This window comes from Paracoccus sp. (in: a-proteobacteria), assembly GCF_030538495.1.
Classification (GTDB): domain Bacteria; phylum Pseudomonadota; class Alphaproteobacteria; order Rhodobacterales; family Rhodobacteraceae; genus Paracoccus.
This window is the reverse complement of record NZ_JAUNTW010000002.1, coordinates 23924-37321: the sequence shown is the minus strand read 5'-3', so window position 1 is coordinate 37321 and position 13398 is coordinate 23924. Positions and strand designations below refer to the sequence as shown.

Here is a 13398-nt window from a genome sequence, read left to right as displayed (position 1 = left end):
TGCCGGGAAATTGGGGGGCGGGGTCGAAAAGGTCAACCCTTGCCCCCCTATTTCCCTGCGTGGCACGCACGCGCCCCACGCAATTGTCAGGTTAATACCGCCGCGCCGGGCTGCGCATGGTCACCAATTCTTCGGCCAGCGTCGGATGCACGGCAATGGCCGCGTCAAAATCGGCCTTGGTCGCGCGCATCCCGATGGGGATTGCGGCCAGCTGGATCATCTCACCCGCTTCGGGGCCGAAAATATGACAGCCCAGAACGATGTCGTCATTGGCATCAACGATCAGCTTCATCATCACCTTGGCGTCGCTGCCCGCAAACATCGACCGCATCGGGCGGAAGGTTGTGTGATAAACCACGGTATCGCCTCGATCTTTGGCCTGATCTTCGGTCATGCCGATGGTCGCGACTTCGTGCGGGCGCAGGTAAACGGCACTGGCATAGAGACTGTGATCCACCTTGCGCGCGCGCGCGCCGAACACGGTGTCGACAAAGCTGTGACCTTCGCGGATCGCAACAGGGGTCAGGTTAATGCGGTCGGTCACGTCGCCCACGGCGAAAATCGACGGAACGCTGGTCTGTGACCATTCATCGACCTGAATCGCGCCGTTCTTTTTCACCTGAACGCTGGTGTTTTCCAGCCCCAGATCGCCAGTATAAGGCGCGCGTCCCGTCGCAAACATCACCGCGTCGAAATGATCATGACTGTCACCGAAATCGGCCCGGATACGGCCATCATCGCGCGACAGCGCCACCGGGTTCAGCCCCAGCCGCAGGTCAATGCCAACATCGCGCAGTTGCGCCGTCGCCATGTCGCGCAGTTCGCTGTCAAAGCCGCGCAGCACCTTATCCCCGCGATAGGCCAGCACCGTATCGACACCCAAGCCCGCCAGAATCGTCGCAAATTCGCATGCGATAAAGCCGCCGCCGACCAGCAAAACCCGGCGCGGCAATTCGTCCATCAGGAACAGATCGTCGGAGATCAGGCCCAGTTCTTCGCCGGGGATGCCGGTTTTGACGGGGCGGCCACCGACCGCGATCAGGATATGTTTCGCGGTTTTGCGCGTGCCATCGGCCAGTTCGACCGTGTGATGATCGGCCAGACGCGCGCGTTGATTGAACACCTGCACGCCGGCGCGTTCCAGACCGCCGTTATAAATCCCCTCCAGCCGGGACAATTCGGCATCCAGTTTTTGCCGGAAAAAGCCCCAGTCGAACGGTCCCGTCACCGCGTCCTGCCAGCCATAGCCGCGCATTTCAGCCGCCAGCCCCCCGGCCTGCGCGGCAAAGATCATCAGTTTCTTCGGAACGCAGCCGCGAATAACGCAGGTGCCGCCCATGCGGCTTTCTTCGGCCAGACCGACGCGGGCGCCATGTTCAGATGCCGCGATGCGCGCCGCGCGCACGCCACCGGAACCGCCGCCGATGACGAACAGGTCAAAATCGAAATCCATGATTATTCCCCTTCGCCCGCCAGCAGATCGGCGTCCACATCGCCCATTGCGGTCAGTTCAACCACGCTGCCGTCGGGGCGGCCGATGATGGCCAGATCGCACAGGCCCAGAAACAGCCCATGTTCCACCACGCCCGGAATAGCCGACAGGGCGCGGGCCAGGGCGGGGGCGTCGGGGATCGCCTTCAAATGCAGGTCCAGAATCAGGTTGCCTTCGTCGGTGATGACCGGATCGCTGCCGCGCAGGCGTTGCAGCACATCGGTTTCGCCCAAATCCAGCCCATCCAGCGCGCGGCGGATCAGCGTGCGCGTGGTTTCAAAACCAAAGGCCAACACCTCAACCGGCAGGGGAAATGCGCCCAGCTGTTCCACGACTTTGCCCGGATCGGCGATCACCACCATGCGGTCGCTGGCCGCAGCGACGATTTTTTCGCGCAGATGCGCCGCCCCGCCGCCTTTGATCAGGTGCAGGTCGGGGTCCACTTCGTCCGCGCCGTCAATGGTCAGGTCCAGCCAGCCGATTTGATCCAGCGGTTCGACCGTCAGGCCCAGACTGGCGGCCAGATCCGCCGTGGCCTGCGATGTGGCGGCGCAACGCAGGGTCAGCCCTTCGGCCGCGACACGCGCGGCCAGTTCGCGCACCATGATTGCCGCCGTGGATCCCGTCCCCAGCCCCAGCCGCATTCCATCCGTGACCAAGGCAACGGCGGCCTGCGACGCGGCCAGTTTGGCCGGATCAACCTGTTGTGTTTGCGACATGATGCACCCCTTTGATCGCTTTGCCGTGGTATATAGGTCGCCCTGCCCCGCAATGCACGGCCTAACACAAGCGTCCTAAGATTTCGTAAACATCACCCCCGCGACATGCGTTCGGGCAAAATGACCGTGAAGGTGGTGCCTTTGCCGCGCGTGCTGTCGATGCGCAGCCGCCCGCGATGCCGGTTGATGATGTGTTTCACAATCGCCAGCCCCAGCCCGGTGCCGCCTTGAGCGCGGGAACGGTGGGTGTCCACGCGATAGAATCGTTCCGTCAGGCGCGGCAGATGGATGGCGTCGATGCCGTCGCCGCGGTCCTGAATCTCGACCGCCCAGGCGGGGCCGCGCAGCAGGGGTTCGTGCGAAATCGGGCGCATGGACACGCCAAGATAACCGCCCGTTCCGCCATATTTCAACGCGTTTTCAATCAGGTTCTGGAACACCTGCACCAACTGATCCGCGTCGCCGGGTATAAAAACGCGCTGATCCAGCCCCTGCGTTTCGACCGTCACATCGTTATCCTGTGCCACCGGGGCCATGGTGGCCAGCACGCTGCGCAACAGCGCGGGCAGATCGACCAAAGTGACGGGGCGGCGGCGTTCTTCGGACTGCACCCGGCTGAGGGATAACAGATCGTGGATCAGGCGGTTCATGCGCGCGGCCTCGCGGCCCATGATGCCCAGAAACCGGTCGCGCGCGGCGGCGTCATCGCGCGCAGGCCCTCGCAGCGTTTCGATAAACCCGGTCATCGCGGTTAACGGCGTTTTCAGTTCGTGGCTGACATTGGCGACGAAATCGCGGCGGACCTGTTCGGCCTCATCCGCGACGGAATGATCCATGATCGCCACCATGGCCCCCGTCCCCATCCCCACAGGCAAGGGCGAGACCGTCACCTGCGCCGAAATATCGCGGCCATCGGCGGCGAATTGCACCCGCATCGTGACGACTCCGTCAGCGGGATCGGGCAGCGCCGGATCCGGCGTCGGCGCGATGTTTTTCGACGGGGCCAGCACCCAATCAACCGCCTGCACGATCTGCGGCTGACGCAGCACCGTGACAAAGGGCCGGTCCACCAGCCCGCCTCCAAGCAGCGTCACCGCCGCCCGGTTCGCGGCAATGGTGCGCGCGCGGGCATCGACGGCCAGCATCGGGATCGGCACCGCTTCGACAAAGCCGGCAATCTGGCTGATGGCGTCAGGCATCGGCCACCCGCCGCAGACCGGCGCGGAACCGGGCCGCATTGGCGCGATAGCCCTGCGCCGACCGCAACAGCCCCTGTTGCGCGTCCTCATCCAGCATCCGCACGACCTTACCCGGCGCGCCCATGACCAAGGCACCGGGGGGGATTTCCTTACCCTCGGCGATCAGCGCACCGGCACCGATCAAGGCGCCCGCGCCGATTTTCGCGCCGTTCAGAATGGTGGCGCCCATGCCGATCAACGCGCCGTCGCCGATGGTGCAGCCGTGCAGAATCGCGCGATGCCCGATGGTGCAGTTCGCGCCAATGGTTAACGGAAAGCCCAGATCGGTGTGACAGACGCACAAATCCTGCACATTGCTGCCCTGACCGATGCGGATTTCTTCGTTATCGCCGCGCAGCACCGCCCCCCACCAGACCGAAGCACCGGGTTCCAAGACCACCCGCCCGATCAGTTGCGCATCCGGCGCGGCCCAGGCGTCTGGGGCGATCTCGGGCGCGATGCCGTCCAGTTCCCAGATCATTGCGACTCCTCCATCAGGTTTTTCACAAATGGGCCAAGCCCCGCCTGACGATCCCGACGCAGGCGTTCACCGGTCAAAATCGCGCGCAACCGCATTTCGGTGTCGTCCAGATCGTCGTTGACCAGAACGTAATCATATTCGGCCCAATGGCTGATTTCGGCGCGCGATTTATCCATGCGGCCGGCGATCACCTCGTCGCTGTCCTGCCCGCGGCTGCGCAACCGCCGTTCCAGTTCCACCAGCGACGGCGGCAGAACAAAGATCGACACGACATGTCCGCCCAACGCAGATGCGCGGATCTGCTGCCCGCCCTGCCAGTCCACATCAAACAGCGTGTCGCGGCCTTCGCGCATTGCCGATTCCACGGGCGCGCGGGGGCTGCCATACAAATTGCCGAACACCTCGGCATGTTCAAGCATCTGGTCGTCGCGGACCATGGACTGAAACGCATCGCGGCTGGTGAAATAATAATGCACGCCGTCCTGTTCGCCGGGGCGCGGCGGGCGCGTGGTGGCCGACACCGAAAACCGCAGGCTGGGGTCCCACTCCATCAACCGCCGGGCCAGCGTGGATTTCCCGGCCCCCGATGGTGACGACAGAATGATCATCAATCCGGTGCGGTTCATCATAACATCCCCCTGCGGCTGGTCAGAACGTATCACGTCGATGAACCACCGCCACCCCATCGTCAAGCCCGCCCGCGCTTTAACCTATTGTTGTGATTTTTCTAGGACGAGGACGCGGGCTGTCGTATGATGACACGATCGGCAAAGAATTGCCCCGGTTTTCCTTTTAATGATGAGGGCCTTGGTGTCAGGGCATGATGAATACCACAATGGCGGCGGGTCCGTTCAGCCGCTTTTCGCGCATCAGCCGCAGGATCTGATCGACCATGTCCGGTCCTATTGGGACGGGCTGCGGGATGCGCGCGACGTGCCGGACCGGTCGGACATTACCCCGACGGGCATCGGGGCCGCATTGGAATACGCCTTTTTGCTGGAACGCGTGGCCATGGGTGCGGCGCGTTTCCGGCTGGCCGGACAGCATCTGATCGACCTGATGGGGATGGAGGTGCGGGGCATGCCGCTCTGCACCTTGGTGAATCCGGGGTCGCGCGGGCGGCTGTCGGATGTGCTGGAAACCGTGTTTCGCGCGCCGCAAATCGCGCAGCTGAGCCTGCACGCCCCGGCGGATTACGGCCGCCCCGAATTGCAGGCGCAGGTGATTTTGCTGCCGCTGCGGTCGGATTTGGGCGATGTCACGCGCGCTTTGGGCTGTCTGGTGGCGCATCCCGCGCCGGGACTGGCGCCGCGACGCTTTGATCTGGCCGATGATGCCGTGCTGCCCATCCTGCCCGGCGGCATCACGATGGAGCCGTCACCATCCCTCACCCCCCGCCGCCCGGTGCGCAGCCGCGCGCAGCCCGACAGCGAAACACCCGCGCCTCAGCCGCCGGTCAACCGGTTGGATTCGACGGAAAAACGCCGCGCCATGTTCCGGGTGATTTCGAACGACTAAAACGTCAGATGCCAGATGGTCGCGGGCGCGGCACATTCGCGCGCCATGCTGACCATGGCCGAGCGGTCCACGGCGCGAAATCCCAGCCGCGCCAAAATCGCCGCTGATGCCGGGTTATCGTCGAATGTTTCCGCCGCGATCCGGGGCGGCGCGAAACGCAGGCGGATCTCGGCCAGCATGGCGCGGGCGGCCTCGGTCATCAGGCCATGGCCGGCATGGTCGGGCGACAGCGCGTAATACAGCCGCATCGGATCACCCGCGCTGACGCCGATCATGCCGATGGCCCGCCCATCCCGGCGCAGCGCCAGACGGATCGGCGGCAGGCTCGCCCCTTCGGTCAGGATCGCCGCCGTGCTGTCGGGGGGCATATCGGTGCGAAACCGCAGCAACATCGGCGCGACATGCGGATGCGTCACAACCCGGTGCAGATGCGGCAGGTCATCCGTCGTCATCGCGCCAATGCTCAGACGCGGCGTGGTTAACGAAATGGGGTGGCGCGCGGCAAAATCATCGGCGGTCAGTTCGGTGACAACCGCCGGAACATCGGCCTGACGCGCGGCGCAGAACGCCACGCCGCGCGCGGTTTCGCGAAACCCCAGACGCGCCAACAGCCGCGCGGATCGGTCATTGCCCTGCAAATAATCGGCGCGGATCGGGGACGGGTCGCGCCAAAAGCGCCGCGACAGCGCCAGCACCGCCGCGCGATAACCAACCCCCTGCCCCTGCCAATCCGGCGCGACCCAATAGCCCAGCGTTTCGCCCGCGCGCACCGTGCCAATCACCCGGCCATTGCGGCGAATGGCGTATTCATCGGGTCCGGCCAAATCGCGGATGAACCGCGCGGCCTGTTCGGCGTCATAGGGCCACGGCACCGCCGTTAACCATTTAACCACGTCCCAATGCCCCAAGCCCGCCGCAATATCGGCGGCGTCGCTGGCGCGAAACGTGGTTAATTCGATCATCCGACCGGGATCACCTGCACAACGCCGCCCTTGGCCGACAGCGCGATCTGACCATCCGCCAGCCGCAGCGCGTCATTGCCAAACACCTCGGCCCGCCAGCCTTGCAGCGCGGGAACGTCGCGCAGCCCGGTGGCAATCGCATCCAGTTCCGCCGATGAGGCAATCAGTTTCGGCGCAACCCCCGCCGCATCGGCCTTGGCCTTTAACAGCACGCGCAGCAGGTCCGACAACGCCGCATTGCCGGGACGGCCCGGCTCATCCGGTTTGGGTTGCGGCAAATCGGTGGCCTCTAACCCGGCCTTGACCGCCGCCAGAATCCCGTTGGCGATGTCGCCTTTGCGCGCCTCGCGCAGCAGCAGGCGGGACCGGCCCAGATCCGCTTCGGTCACGGGTTTGGTCGATGCCAGTTCGATCATCGCATCGTCTTTGAACACGCGCGACCGGGGAATGTCGCGCTCCTGCGCATAGGCTTCGCGGAACCGAGCCAATTCACGCAAAATTGCCAGAAAACGCGGTGAATTTGTGCGGGTGCGCACTTTTTGCCACGCTTCATCCGGGCGCGTGATATAGGTTTCGGGGTCGGTCAGAACGCCCAACTCCTGTTCCAGCCAGCTTTCGCGGTTGGTTTTGCGCAATTCGGCGGTCAGAAATTCGTAAATCGACCGCAGATGCGTGACATCGGCCAAGGCATAGGATTTCTGCGCATCCGACAGCGGCCGCCGCGACCAGTCGGTGAACCGCGACGATTTATCCAAATTCGCCCGCGCGATTTTGCGCACCAGCGTTTCATACCCCACCTGTTCGCCAAAGCCGCAAACCATCGCGGCAACCTGCGTGTCAAACAGCGGATCGGGGAACAAGCCAGCATCGTGAAAGAAAATTTCCAAATCCTGACGCGCGGCGTGGAACACCTTGACCGTCGCCGTGTGGCGGAACAGATCATAGAGCGGTTCCAACGACAGCCCGTCGGCCAGCGGATCAACCAGCACCGCCTGCCCGCCATCTTCGCCCGCCGGGGGCAGGGCCAATTGGATCAGGCACAGTTTGGAATAATAGGTGCGTTCACGCAAAAATTCGGTGTCAACAGTGACATAGGGCGCGCTTTTCGCCGCATCGCAGAACAGGGCCAGTTCGTCGGTGCGGGTGATGGTAATGATGTTCTGTGTCATATCAGCTTTCAGATGGGGCGGTTCGTCCGCCAATTCCGCCCCCTTACGCCGCGTTCGTGGTTTTGAAAAGACCTAACGCGGCGCCTGATCGGGCTGCGCTTCCATCAGTTTGGGTTCCACGCCGTCTTTATCTTCGGTGTTGGGGACCATGGGAACGCCGGTGCGGAACGCGGCACGACCCATCAGATGCGCGGCAACCGGCGCGGTCAGCAGCAAAAACAGGATCGCCGCAACCGCCCGCGCGATCACCGTCCCTTCGGCAAAGGTTAACGCAACCGCGGTCAGGATCAGACCCGATCCCAGCGTCCCGGCCTTGGTCGAGGCGTGCATCCGGATCAGCAGATCGGGAAAGCGCAGCACGCCAAGGCCCGCCGCGAAACAGAAAAACCCGCCGACCAGCACAAAACCCGAAATGACCACTTCCCAGATCATGCCTGATCCCCCTGTTTTTTCAGGTTATGTTGCCGGTCCAGATAGCGCGCCAGACAGACCGTGGCCAAAAACCCGACCAAGGCCAGCACCACCGCCACATCCAGAAACGCGGCATTGCGCGCCTGCAACGCGGACAAGCCGCCAAAGGCCACCAGCTGCACCGTCATCATATCCAGCGCGACCACCCGGTCGGCCAGCGTCGGCCCCTTGATCAACCGGATGGACGCCAAGGCCACGCCCAGAATGACCATCGCAAAGGCGAACAGAACTGCGTAATCCAGAAAACTCATCGTCTTACTCCGTCGCTTCGCGGACCCACACCTCGAACCGGTCGCGGATTTGGTCGCGAACGCCGTCCGGGTCATCGCCGAACATGCTGTGCAGATACAGGGTCGTCCGATCTTCGGACACGTCCAGCGTCAGCGTGCCGGGGGTCAGGGTGATGAAATTCGCAACCAGCATGATTTGCAGGTCGGTTTTGACGGTCAGCGGCACCTCGATCAACGCCGGCTGGTAATTATGGCCGGGCGACACAACCGCCTTGGCCACCGCAATCGAACTGACCGCCAATTCATAGATGAACATGACGATCAGCCGCAGCCCGCAATACAGCCGCCGGAAATAGGTGCCGGTGTTCGGAAACAGCGGCCGCACCACCCACATCGCCACCAGCCCCAGCAGAAAGCCGGTGAGCAGCCCGCTGATGCTGTTCGCGCCGGTCAGCGCGACCCATGCGACCGCCAGAACGATGTTAATTGCGAACAGGTTCATGGCTGCACCCCCAGAACGGTCGTCACATAATCGGTCGGATCCAGCAACTGCGCCGCCGCGCGTTCGGCAAATTGCACGAACGGTTCGGGGAACAGACCGATGATACAGGTCAGCATCGCCAGCCCGACAATCGGCGCCATCAACGCGATGCGGTCAAACATCGGCAGGTCGCTCAGGCGCGGTTTGATCCCGTCCGGGTGATCGGGCCAGAACGCCGCGCCCCAGATTTTCGTCATGGAATAGATCGTCAGCAGACCCACCGCCAGCGACGCCCCGGCCACAACCCACATTTCCAGATCAATCGCGGCCTTCACCACGACATATTTGGCCCAGAACCCCGACAGCGGCGGGAACCCTGCCAGCGAAAAGGCCGGGATCAGGAACAAAAACGCCAGCAGCGGCGCGGATTTATACAAGCCCCCCAGCCGCGCCAGATCGGTGGACCCGGCGATGCGGTTCGCGACGCCTGCGACAAAGAACAGGTTGGCCTTAACGATGATGTGGTGGACCAAATAGAACACGCCCCCCACGATCCCCAGCGGCGTGAACAGCGCCAGCCCCAAGATCATGTAACCAATCTGGCTGATGATGTGGAACGACAGGATGCGGCGGAAATCATTCATCGCTGCCGCGCCCAGAACGCCCGTGACCATCGTCAGCACCGCAACCCAGATCATGATTTGATGTGTGTAACCCACGTCTTGGTCAAAAATCAGGGTAAAGGTGCGGATCAGCGCGTAAACGCCGACCTTGGTTAACAGGCCCGCAAAGATCGCGGACACCGTGACCGGCGGCGTGTGATAGGACGCCGGCAGCCAGAAAAACAGCGGGAACAGCGCGGCCTTGACCCCAAAGGCGACCATGAACATCACCGCAACCGTCGTGAGCAGGCCGGTGTTGTCCACCTGCCGCACGGCCAGATGCAGATCAGCCATGTTCAGCGTGCCGGTCATGCCATACAGGATCCCGATGGCCGACAGGAACATCACCGTCGAGACCAGATTCATCGCCACATATTTAATGCCGCCATCCAGCTGTTCGCGGTCGCTGCCCAGCACCAACAGGCCAAAGCTGGCGATCAGCATCACCTCGAACCAGACATACATATTGAACAGGTCGCCGGTCAGAAACGCGCCGCAGACGCCCGCCAACAGGATTTGCAACAAGCCGTGAAAGCCCAAGCCTTCGCGCCGCTGATCAATATCGGACAGGCTGTAAACCACGGTCGCAAGGCCGGTGATCGCTGTGATCACAACCATCACCGCGCCCAGCAAATCCGCGACCAGCGTAATGCCAAACGGCGCGGCCCAGTCGGACATTTGCACCGCGATGACACCCTGATCCAGCACTTCGGCCATCAGCAGCAGGCTGGCGACCAGCAGAATAATGGTGCCAACAACCGAAATCCAACGGCCCGCCGGTGTGTCGCGGAACAGATAGGACACAACCGCCGTCATCATCGGCACGATAATCGGGTAAACCAGAAGCCAGCTCATTTCCCGGCCTCCTTGGGTTCGGCGATGCGCATGGATTCGGCGTCCACCGTCCCCAGCGTTTTATAGGCGCGGTAAACCAGCGCAATCACAAACGCCAACAAGCCAAAGCTGATGACAATCGCCGTCAGAACCAAGGCCTGCGGCAACGCGTTCGCCACCACGCCCTGCGGCGCAAGCGCCCCGTCCGGGATCAGCGGCGGCGCACCAGCGGTCAGACGCCCCGACATGAAAATCAACAGGTTCGCGCCGTTTGACAGCAGCACCAGACCGAACAAAAACCGGATCAGGTTGCGATCCAGCATCAGATAAACGGATGTGGCGATCAAAACGCCAATGGTTATAGCCAGAAGAAGCTCCACCCCTCAGACCTCCTTTTCCAGCGCGAAAACCAGCGTCAGGATACCGCCGAACACGGCCATATAGACGCCAATATCAAAGAACAGGACCGACGAAATCGGCAGGCCCTTATCGCCGTCTCCGGCAAACAGAAACAGCCACTGGCCGGTAAAAAACGGCTGATCGGAAAAGGCCGCCGACAGCCCCGACAGGCCCGCAACGCCGATCCCGGCCATGGCGATGTTTTTCGGATCGACCCGCAGCGCCTGTTTCGCATCGTCAACGGTCGTCGCGATGGCATAGAGAATAAAGCTGGTCGCGCCGATCAGCCCGCCGATAAAGCCGCCGCCGGGCAGGTTATGCCCCCGCAGCAGCGCATAGATGGAAAACACCAACAGCAGCGCGACCAAGAGGCGGGTGGCCGTGGTCAGAATCAGGGACTGCATCAGACATCCTCCTGCTTGGTGGGCTGAGTGTTGGGGGCCACAACCGGCAGGTTGTCACGCGGCGCACCGCGCAGCAGCGCATAGGCCGCGATTGACGCAATCGCCACGACGGTAATTTCCCCGAACGTATCCAAAGCGCGGAAATCGACCAGAATCACGTTCACGATGTTGCGGCCATGCGCCTCGGGCCAGGATGCGATTTCGAAATAATCGGTCAGGCGGCGGTTGATCGGAGCTTGCTGCATCGCGATCAGCATCATCGTGGTGACCGCCCCCGCGCCAGTTGCGATGATCGCGTGACCGGTGCGGAATGTCCCTGCCCGACGCCAGGGCAGATGCGGCAGGCGCAGCATCACCAGCGTGACCAGCACGACGACCAACACCTCGACCAGCAGTTGCGTGATGGCGACATCGGGTGCGCTGAACATGATAAAGATCAGCGCAACCCCGATCCCCACCACGCCAAGGCTGGCAATCGCCGTCATCCGGCTTTGCGTCATCGTGGCCATGAACGCGCCCATGATAATCAGCGCAATCACCGTCCACTGAATCGGATGGATGCCGTGATCGGTGTAGTGAATCCCGCTGGACAGCGCGCCGCGCAGAACAAAGGTCACGCCAACCGCCACGGCAAAGGTCGCAAACATCACCGCCATATAGCGTTGCTGGCTGCCATTTTGCAGGATGCGCGTTTGCCAGCCCGCAACCGCCTTCAGCCCGTCCAGAATCCGGTCCCAGAAGGCATCAAGGTTAAAGATGTTACGCTCGGCCATCTTATTGAACCGGTTGCGGATTGCGTCATGGCGGCGATAGACCAGCCAGCCGGCGGCAAAGGTCACCAGCGACAGCAACAGCGCCAGATTAAACCCGCCCCACAGATACAGCCGCACCGGCAGCACCTGACCATAAACGGCATGCGTCGCAGGCCCCACAAGATAATAGGCCAGCACCCCCGGAAACAGGCCAAAGATCAGCGACAGCGCGCCCATCACCATCGGCCCGGCCAGCATGGGCCACGGCCCTTCATGCGCGTGATAGGGGGTGTCGTGGTTCAGATCGCCCATGAACGGCCGCGCCGCGACCATGCCCGCCACCGCAACCATCATCACCGAGGCGGCAAAGATCATCACCGTGACCCACAGCGCACCAAATCCGCCAAGGCCAATCCCGGCTTTATACATGAATTCTTTGCCAATAAAGCCAACCATCGGCGGGATGCCTGCCATGCTGACCGCCGCCAGCCCCGCCGCAATCGCGGTCAGCGGCATGGCGTTTGACAGCCCGCGCAGGATGCGGGCGTCGCGCGTCCCCGTGGCGTGATCGACAATCCCGATCATCAGGAACAGCGCAGCTTTATACAGCGAATGGACGACCAGAAACGTCATCGCGGCCATGATCGCGTAATGCGTTCCGGCGCCGATAAACATGGTCAGCGTCCCCAGCGCCATCAGCGTTGTATAGGCCAGCATCTGTTTGATATCGGTCTGGCGCATCGCCATGATTGACGCAAACACCGCCGTCACTCCGCCAAACAGCGTCAGGATGGTGAACCACGCGACCGTATCGCCCAGCGCCGGGTTCATCCGCGCCATCAGGAACACTCCGGCCTTAACCATAGTCGCGCTGTGCAGATAAGCCGATACCGGCGTCGGCGCGGCCATGGCATTGGGCAGCCAGAAATGCAGCGGGAATTGCGCGGATTTCGTAAATGTCCCGGCTAAAAACAACAGCAGGATGGCAAAATACCACGGGTGATTGCGCAGAAGATCGCCTTGGGCCAGAATTTCAGACAGTTCAAACGTCCCGGCGATATTGCCGACGATGATCATACCCGCCAGCAGGATCAGCCCGCCCGTCCCCGTCACCAACAGCGCCTGCAACGCGGACCGGCGCGAATCGGCGCTGTGCGCGTTAAACCCGATCAGCAGGTAAGACGCGATTGTCGTTACCTCCCAGAACACGAACAGGGCGATCAGGTTATCGGCCAAGACCAGCCCCAGCATCCCCGCCATGAACATCAGCAAATAGCTGACGAATCGCGGATAATGCGGGTGGTCGCCCAGATAGCGCGCGGAATACAGCGTCACCGCCGTGCCGATGCCGGTGATCAGCAGGGCAAAGGTCATGCTCAGCCCGTCCAGCAGCACCGACATGCGGATGCCCAGCGACGGCACCCAGTCAAAGCCATGCACCTGCGGCCCGGTGGCGATCTGCGGCGTCAGGCCCAGAAAATACAGAAATAACAGCGCCGGAACCGCAATAGATACCCAGCCCGCAGGCCCACCCAATGCGCGGTCAACCTTGGCATAATCATCAGCCATCTGTCAGAACCCCCCGT

At 62.5% G+C, this 13398-nt stretch carries 15 protein-coding genes; 1 reads left to right on the top strand and 14 read right to left on the bottom strand.

Annotated features, from left to right (window positions below; genetic code table 11):
- Positions 1-91: 91 nt before the first annotated feature.
- From gorA to gmk, 5 genes are all read right to left on the bottom strand, one after another.
- Entirely contained in the window at positions 92-1453 is a 1362-nt protein-coding gene (gorA, locus tag Q4G20_RS01805; protein ID WP_303341546.1) for a glutathione-disulfide reductase, read from the bottom strand.
- 2 nt (positions 1454-1455) lie between these two features.
- On the bottom strand, positions 1456-2211 hold the full coding sequence (gene rpiA, locus Q4G20_RS01800; protein ID WP_303341543.1) for a ribose-5-phosphate isomerase RpiA: 756 nt from the start codon (positions 2209-2211) through the stop codon (positions 1456-1458).
- A gap of 92 nt (positions 2212-2303) precedes the next feature.
- The gene (locus tag Q4G20_RS01795; RefSeq protein WP_303341541.1) at positions 2304-3410 is read right to left on the bottom strand and encodes a cell wall metabolism sensor histidine kinase WalK; all 1107 of its coding nucleotides are present in this window, start codon (positions 3408-3410) and stop codon (positions 2304-2306) included.
- Complete coding sequence (locus Q4G20_RS01790) at positions 3403-3930, bottom strand: gamma carbonic anhydrase family protein (protein WP_303341539.1); 528 nt, start codon at positions 3928-3930, stop codon at positions 3403-3405. Before Q4G20_RS01790 ends, Q4G20_RS01795 begins: the two co-directional genes overlap by 8 nt.
- Entirely contained in the window at positions 3927-4556 is a 630-nt protein-coding gene (gmk, locus tag Q4G20_RS01785; RefSeq protein WP_303341895.1) for a guanylate kinase, read from the bottom strand. The genes Q4G20_RS01790 and gmk overlap by 4 nt, the downstream gene beginning before the upstream one ends.
- 184 nt (positions 4557-4740) lie before the next feature.
- Here gmk and Q4G20_RS01780 point away from each other — a divergent pair, with 184 nt between their 5' ends.
- Positions 4741-5448, top strand: a complete 708-nt coding sequence (locus Q4G20_RS01780) for a PAS domain-containing protein (RefSeq protein WP_303341537.1) — start codon at positions 4741-4743, stop codon at positions 5446-5448.
- Here Q4G20_RS01780 and Q4G20_RS01775 read toward each other — a convergent pair.
- The 9 genes from Q4G20_RS01775 to Q4G20_RS01735 form a co-directional block, all read right to left on the bottom strand.
- Positions 5445-6410 (bottom strand): GNAT family N-acetyltransferase, encoded by a 966-nt coding sequence (locus tag Q4G20_RS01775; protein ID WP_303341535.1) that lies wholly within the window; start codon positions 6408-6410, stop codon positions 5445-5447. The genes Q4G20_RS01780 and Q4G20_RS01775 overlap by 4 nt on opposite strands.
- Complete coding sequence (gene rnd, locus Q4G20_RS01770; RefSeq protein ID WP_303341894.1) at positions 6407-7567, bottom strand: ribonuclease D; 1161 nt, start codon at positions 7565-7567, stop codon at positions 6407-6409. The genes Q4G20_RS01775 and rnd overlap by 4 nt, the downstream gene beginning before the upstream one ends.
- 84 nt (positions 7568-7651) lie before the next feature.
- Positions 7652-8011, bottom strand: coding sequence for a monovalent cation/H(+) antiporter subunit G (mnhG, locus tag Q4G20_RS01765; RefSeq protein ID WP_303341533.1), 360 nt, complete (start codon positions 8009-8011; stop codon positions 7652-7654).
- On the bottom strand, positions 8008-8301 hold the full coding sequence (locus tag Q4G20_RS01760; protein WP_303341531.1) for a cation:proton antiporter: 294 nt from the start codon (positions 8299-8301) through the stop codon (positions 8008-8010). The genes mnhG and Q4G20_RS01760 overlap by 4 nt, the downstream gene beginning before the upstream one ends.
- A 4-nt stretch (positions 8302-8305) precedes the next feature.
- Positions 8306-8782: a Na+/H+ antiporter subunit E gene (locus Q4G20_RS01755; RefSeq protein WP_303341529.1), complete on the bottom strand. Its 477-nt coding sequence runs from the start codon at positions 8780-8782 to the stop codon at positions 8306-8308.
- Positions 8779-10278, bottom strand: coding sequence for a Na+/H+ antiporter subunit D (locus Q4G20_RS01750; protein WP_303341528.1), 1500 nt, complete (start codon positions 10276-10278; stop codon positions 8779-8781). Before Q4G20_RS01750 ends, Q4G20_RS01755 begins: the two co-directional genes overlap by 4 nt.
- Positions 10275-10637, bottom strand: a complete 363-nt coding sequence (locus tag Q4G20_RS01745; RefSeq protein ID WP_303341526.1) for a Na+/H+ antiporter subunit C — start codon at positions 10635-10637, stop codon at positions 10275-10277. The genes Q4G20_RS01750 and Q4G20_RS01745 overlap by 4 nt, the downstream gene beginning before the upstream one ends.
- A 3-nt stretch (positions 10638-10640) precedes the next feature.
- Positions 10641-11060: a Na+/H+ antiporter subunit B gene (locus Q4G20_RS01740; protein WP_303341524.1), complete on the bottom strand. Its 420-nt coding sequence runs from the start codon at positions 11058-11060 to the stop codon at positions 10641-10643.
- Positions 11060-13381 carry a putative monovalent cation/H+ antiporter subunit A gene (locus tag Q4G20_RS01735; protein ID WP_303341522.1) on the bottom strand — a complete coding sequence of 774 codons (2322 nt, stop codon included), beginning with the start codon at positions 13379-13381 and terminating at the stop codon, positions 11060-11062. The genes Q4G20_RS01740 and Q4G20_RS01735 overlap by 1 nt, the downstream gene beginning before the upstream one ends.
- Positions 13382-13398 lie beyond the last annotated feature (17 nt).

Coding starts and splice junctions, on each gene's coding strand:
- Q4G20_RS01755 (WP_303341529.1), bottom strand. CDS start 8,782: ATGAACCTGTTCGCAATTAACATCGTTCTGGCGGTCGCATGGGTCGCG.
- Q4G20_RS01740 (WP_303341524.1), bottom strand. CDS start 11,060: ATGCAGTCCCTGATTCTGACCACGGCCACCCGCCTCTTGGTCGCGCTG.
- Q4G20_RS01750 (WP_303341528.1), bottom strand. CDS start 10,278: ATGAGCTGGCTTCTGGTTTACCCGATTATCGTGCCGATGATGACGGCG.
- Q4G20_RS01790 (WP_303341539.1), bottom strand. CDS start 3,930: ATGATCTGGGAACTGGACGGCATCGCGCCCGAGATCGCCCCAGACGCC.
- rpiA (WP_303341543.1), bottom strand. CDS start 2,211: ATGTCGCAAACACAACAGGTTGATCCGGCCAAACTGGCCGCGTCGCAG.
- Q4G20_RS01795 (WP_303341541.1), bottom strand. CDS start 3,410: ATGCCTGACGCCATCAGCCAGATTGCCGGCTTTGTCGAAGCGGTGCCG.
- mnhG (WP_303341533.1), bottom strand. CDS start 8,011: ATGATCTGGGAAGTGGTCATTTCGGGTTTTGTGCTGGTCGGCGGGTTT.
- gmk (WP_303341895.1), bottom strand. CDS start 4,556: ATGAACCGCACCGGATTGATGATCATTCTGTCGTCACCATCGGGGGCC.
- Q4G20_RS01775 (WP_303341535.1), bottom strand. CDS start 6,410: ATGATCGAATTAACCACGTTTCGCGCCAGCGACGCCGCCGATATTGCG.
- Q4G20_RS01735 (WP_303341522.1), bottom strand. CDS start 13,381: ATGGCTGATGATTATGCCAAGGTTGACCGCGCATTGGGTGGGCCTGCG.
- Q4G20_RS01760 (WP_303341531.1), bottom strand. CDS start 8,301: ATGAGTTTTCTGGATTACGCAGTTCTGTTCGCCTTTGCGATGGTCATT.
- gorA (WP_303341546.1), bottom strand. CDS start 1,453: ATGGATTTCGATTTTGACCTGTTCGTCATCGGCGGCGGTTCCGGTGGC.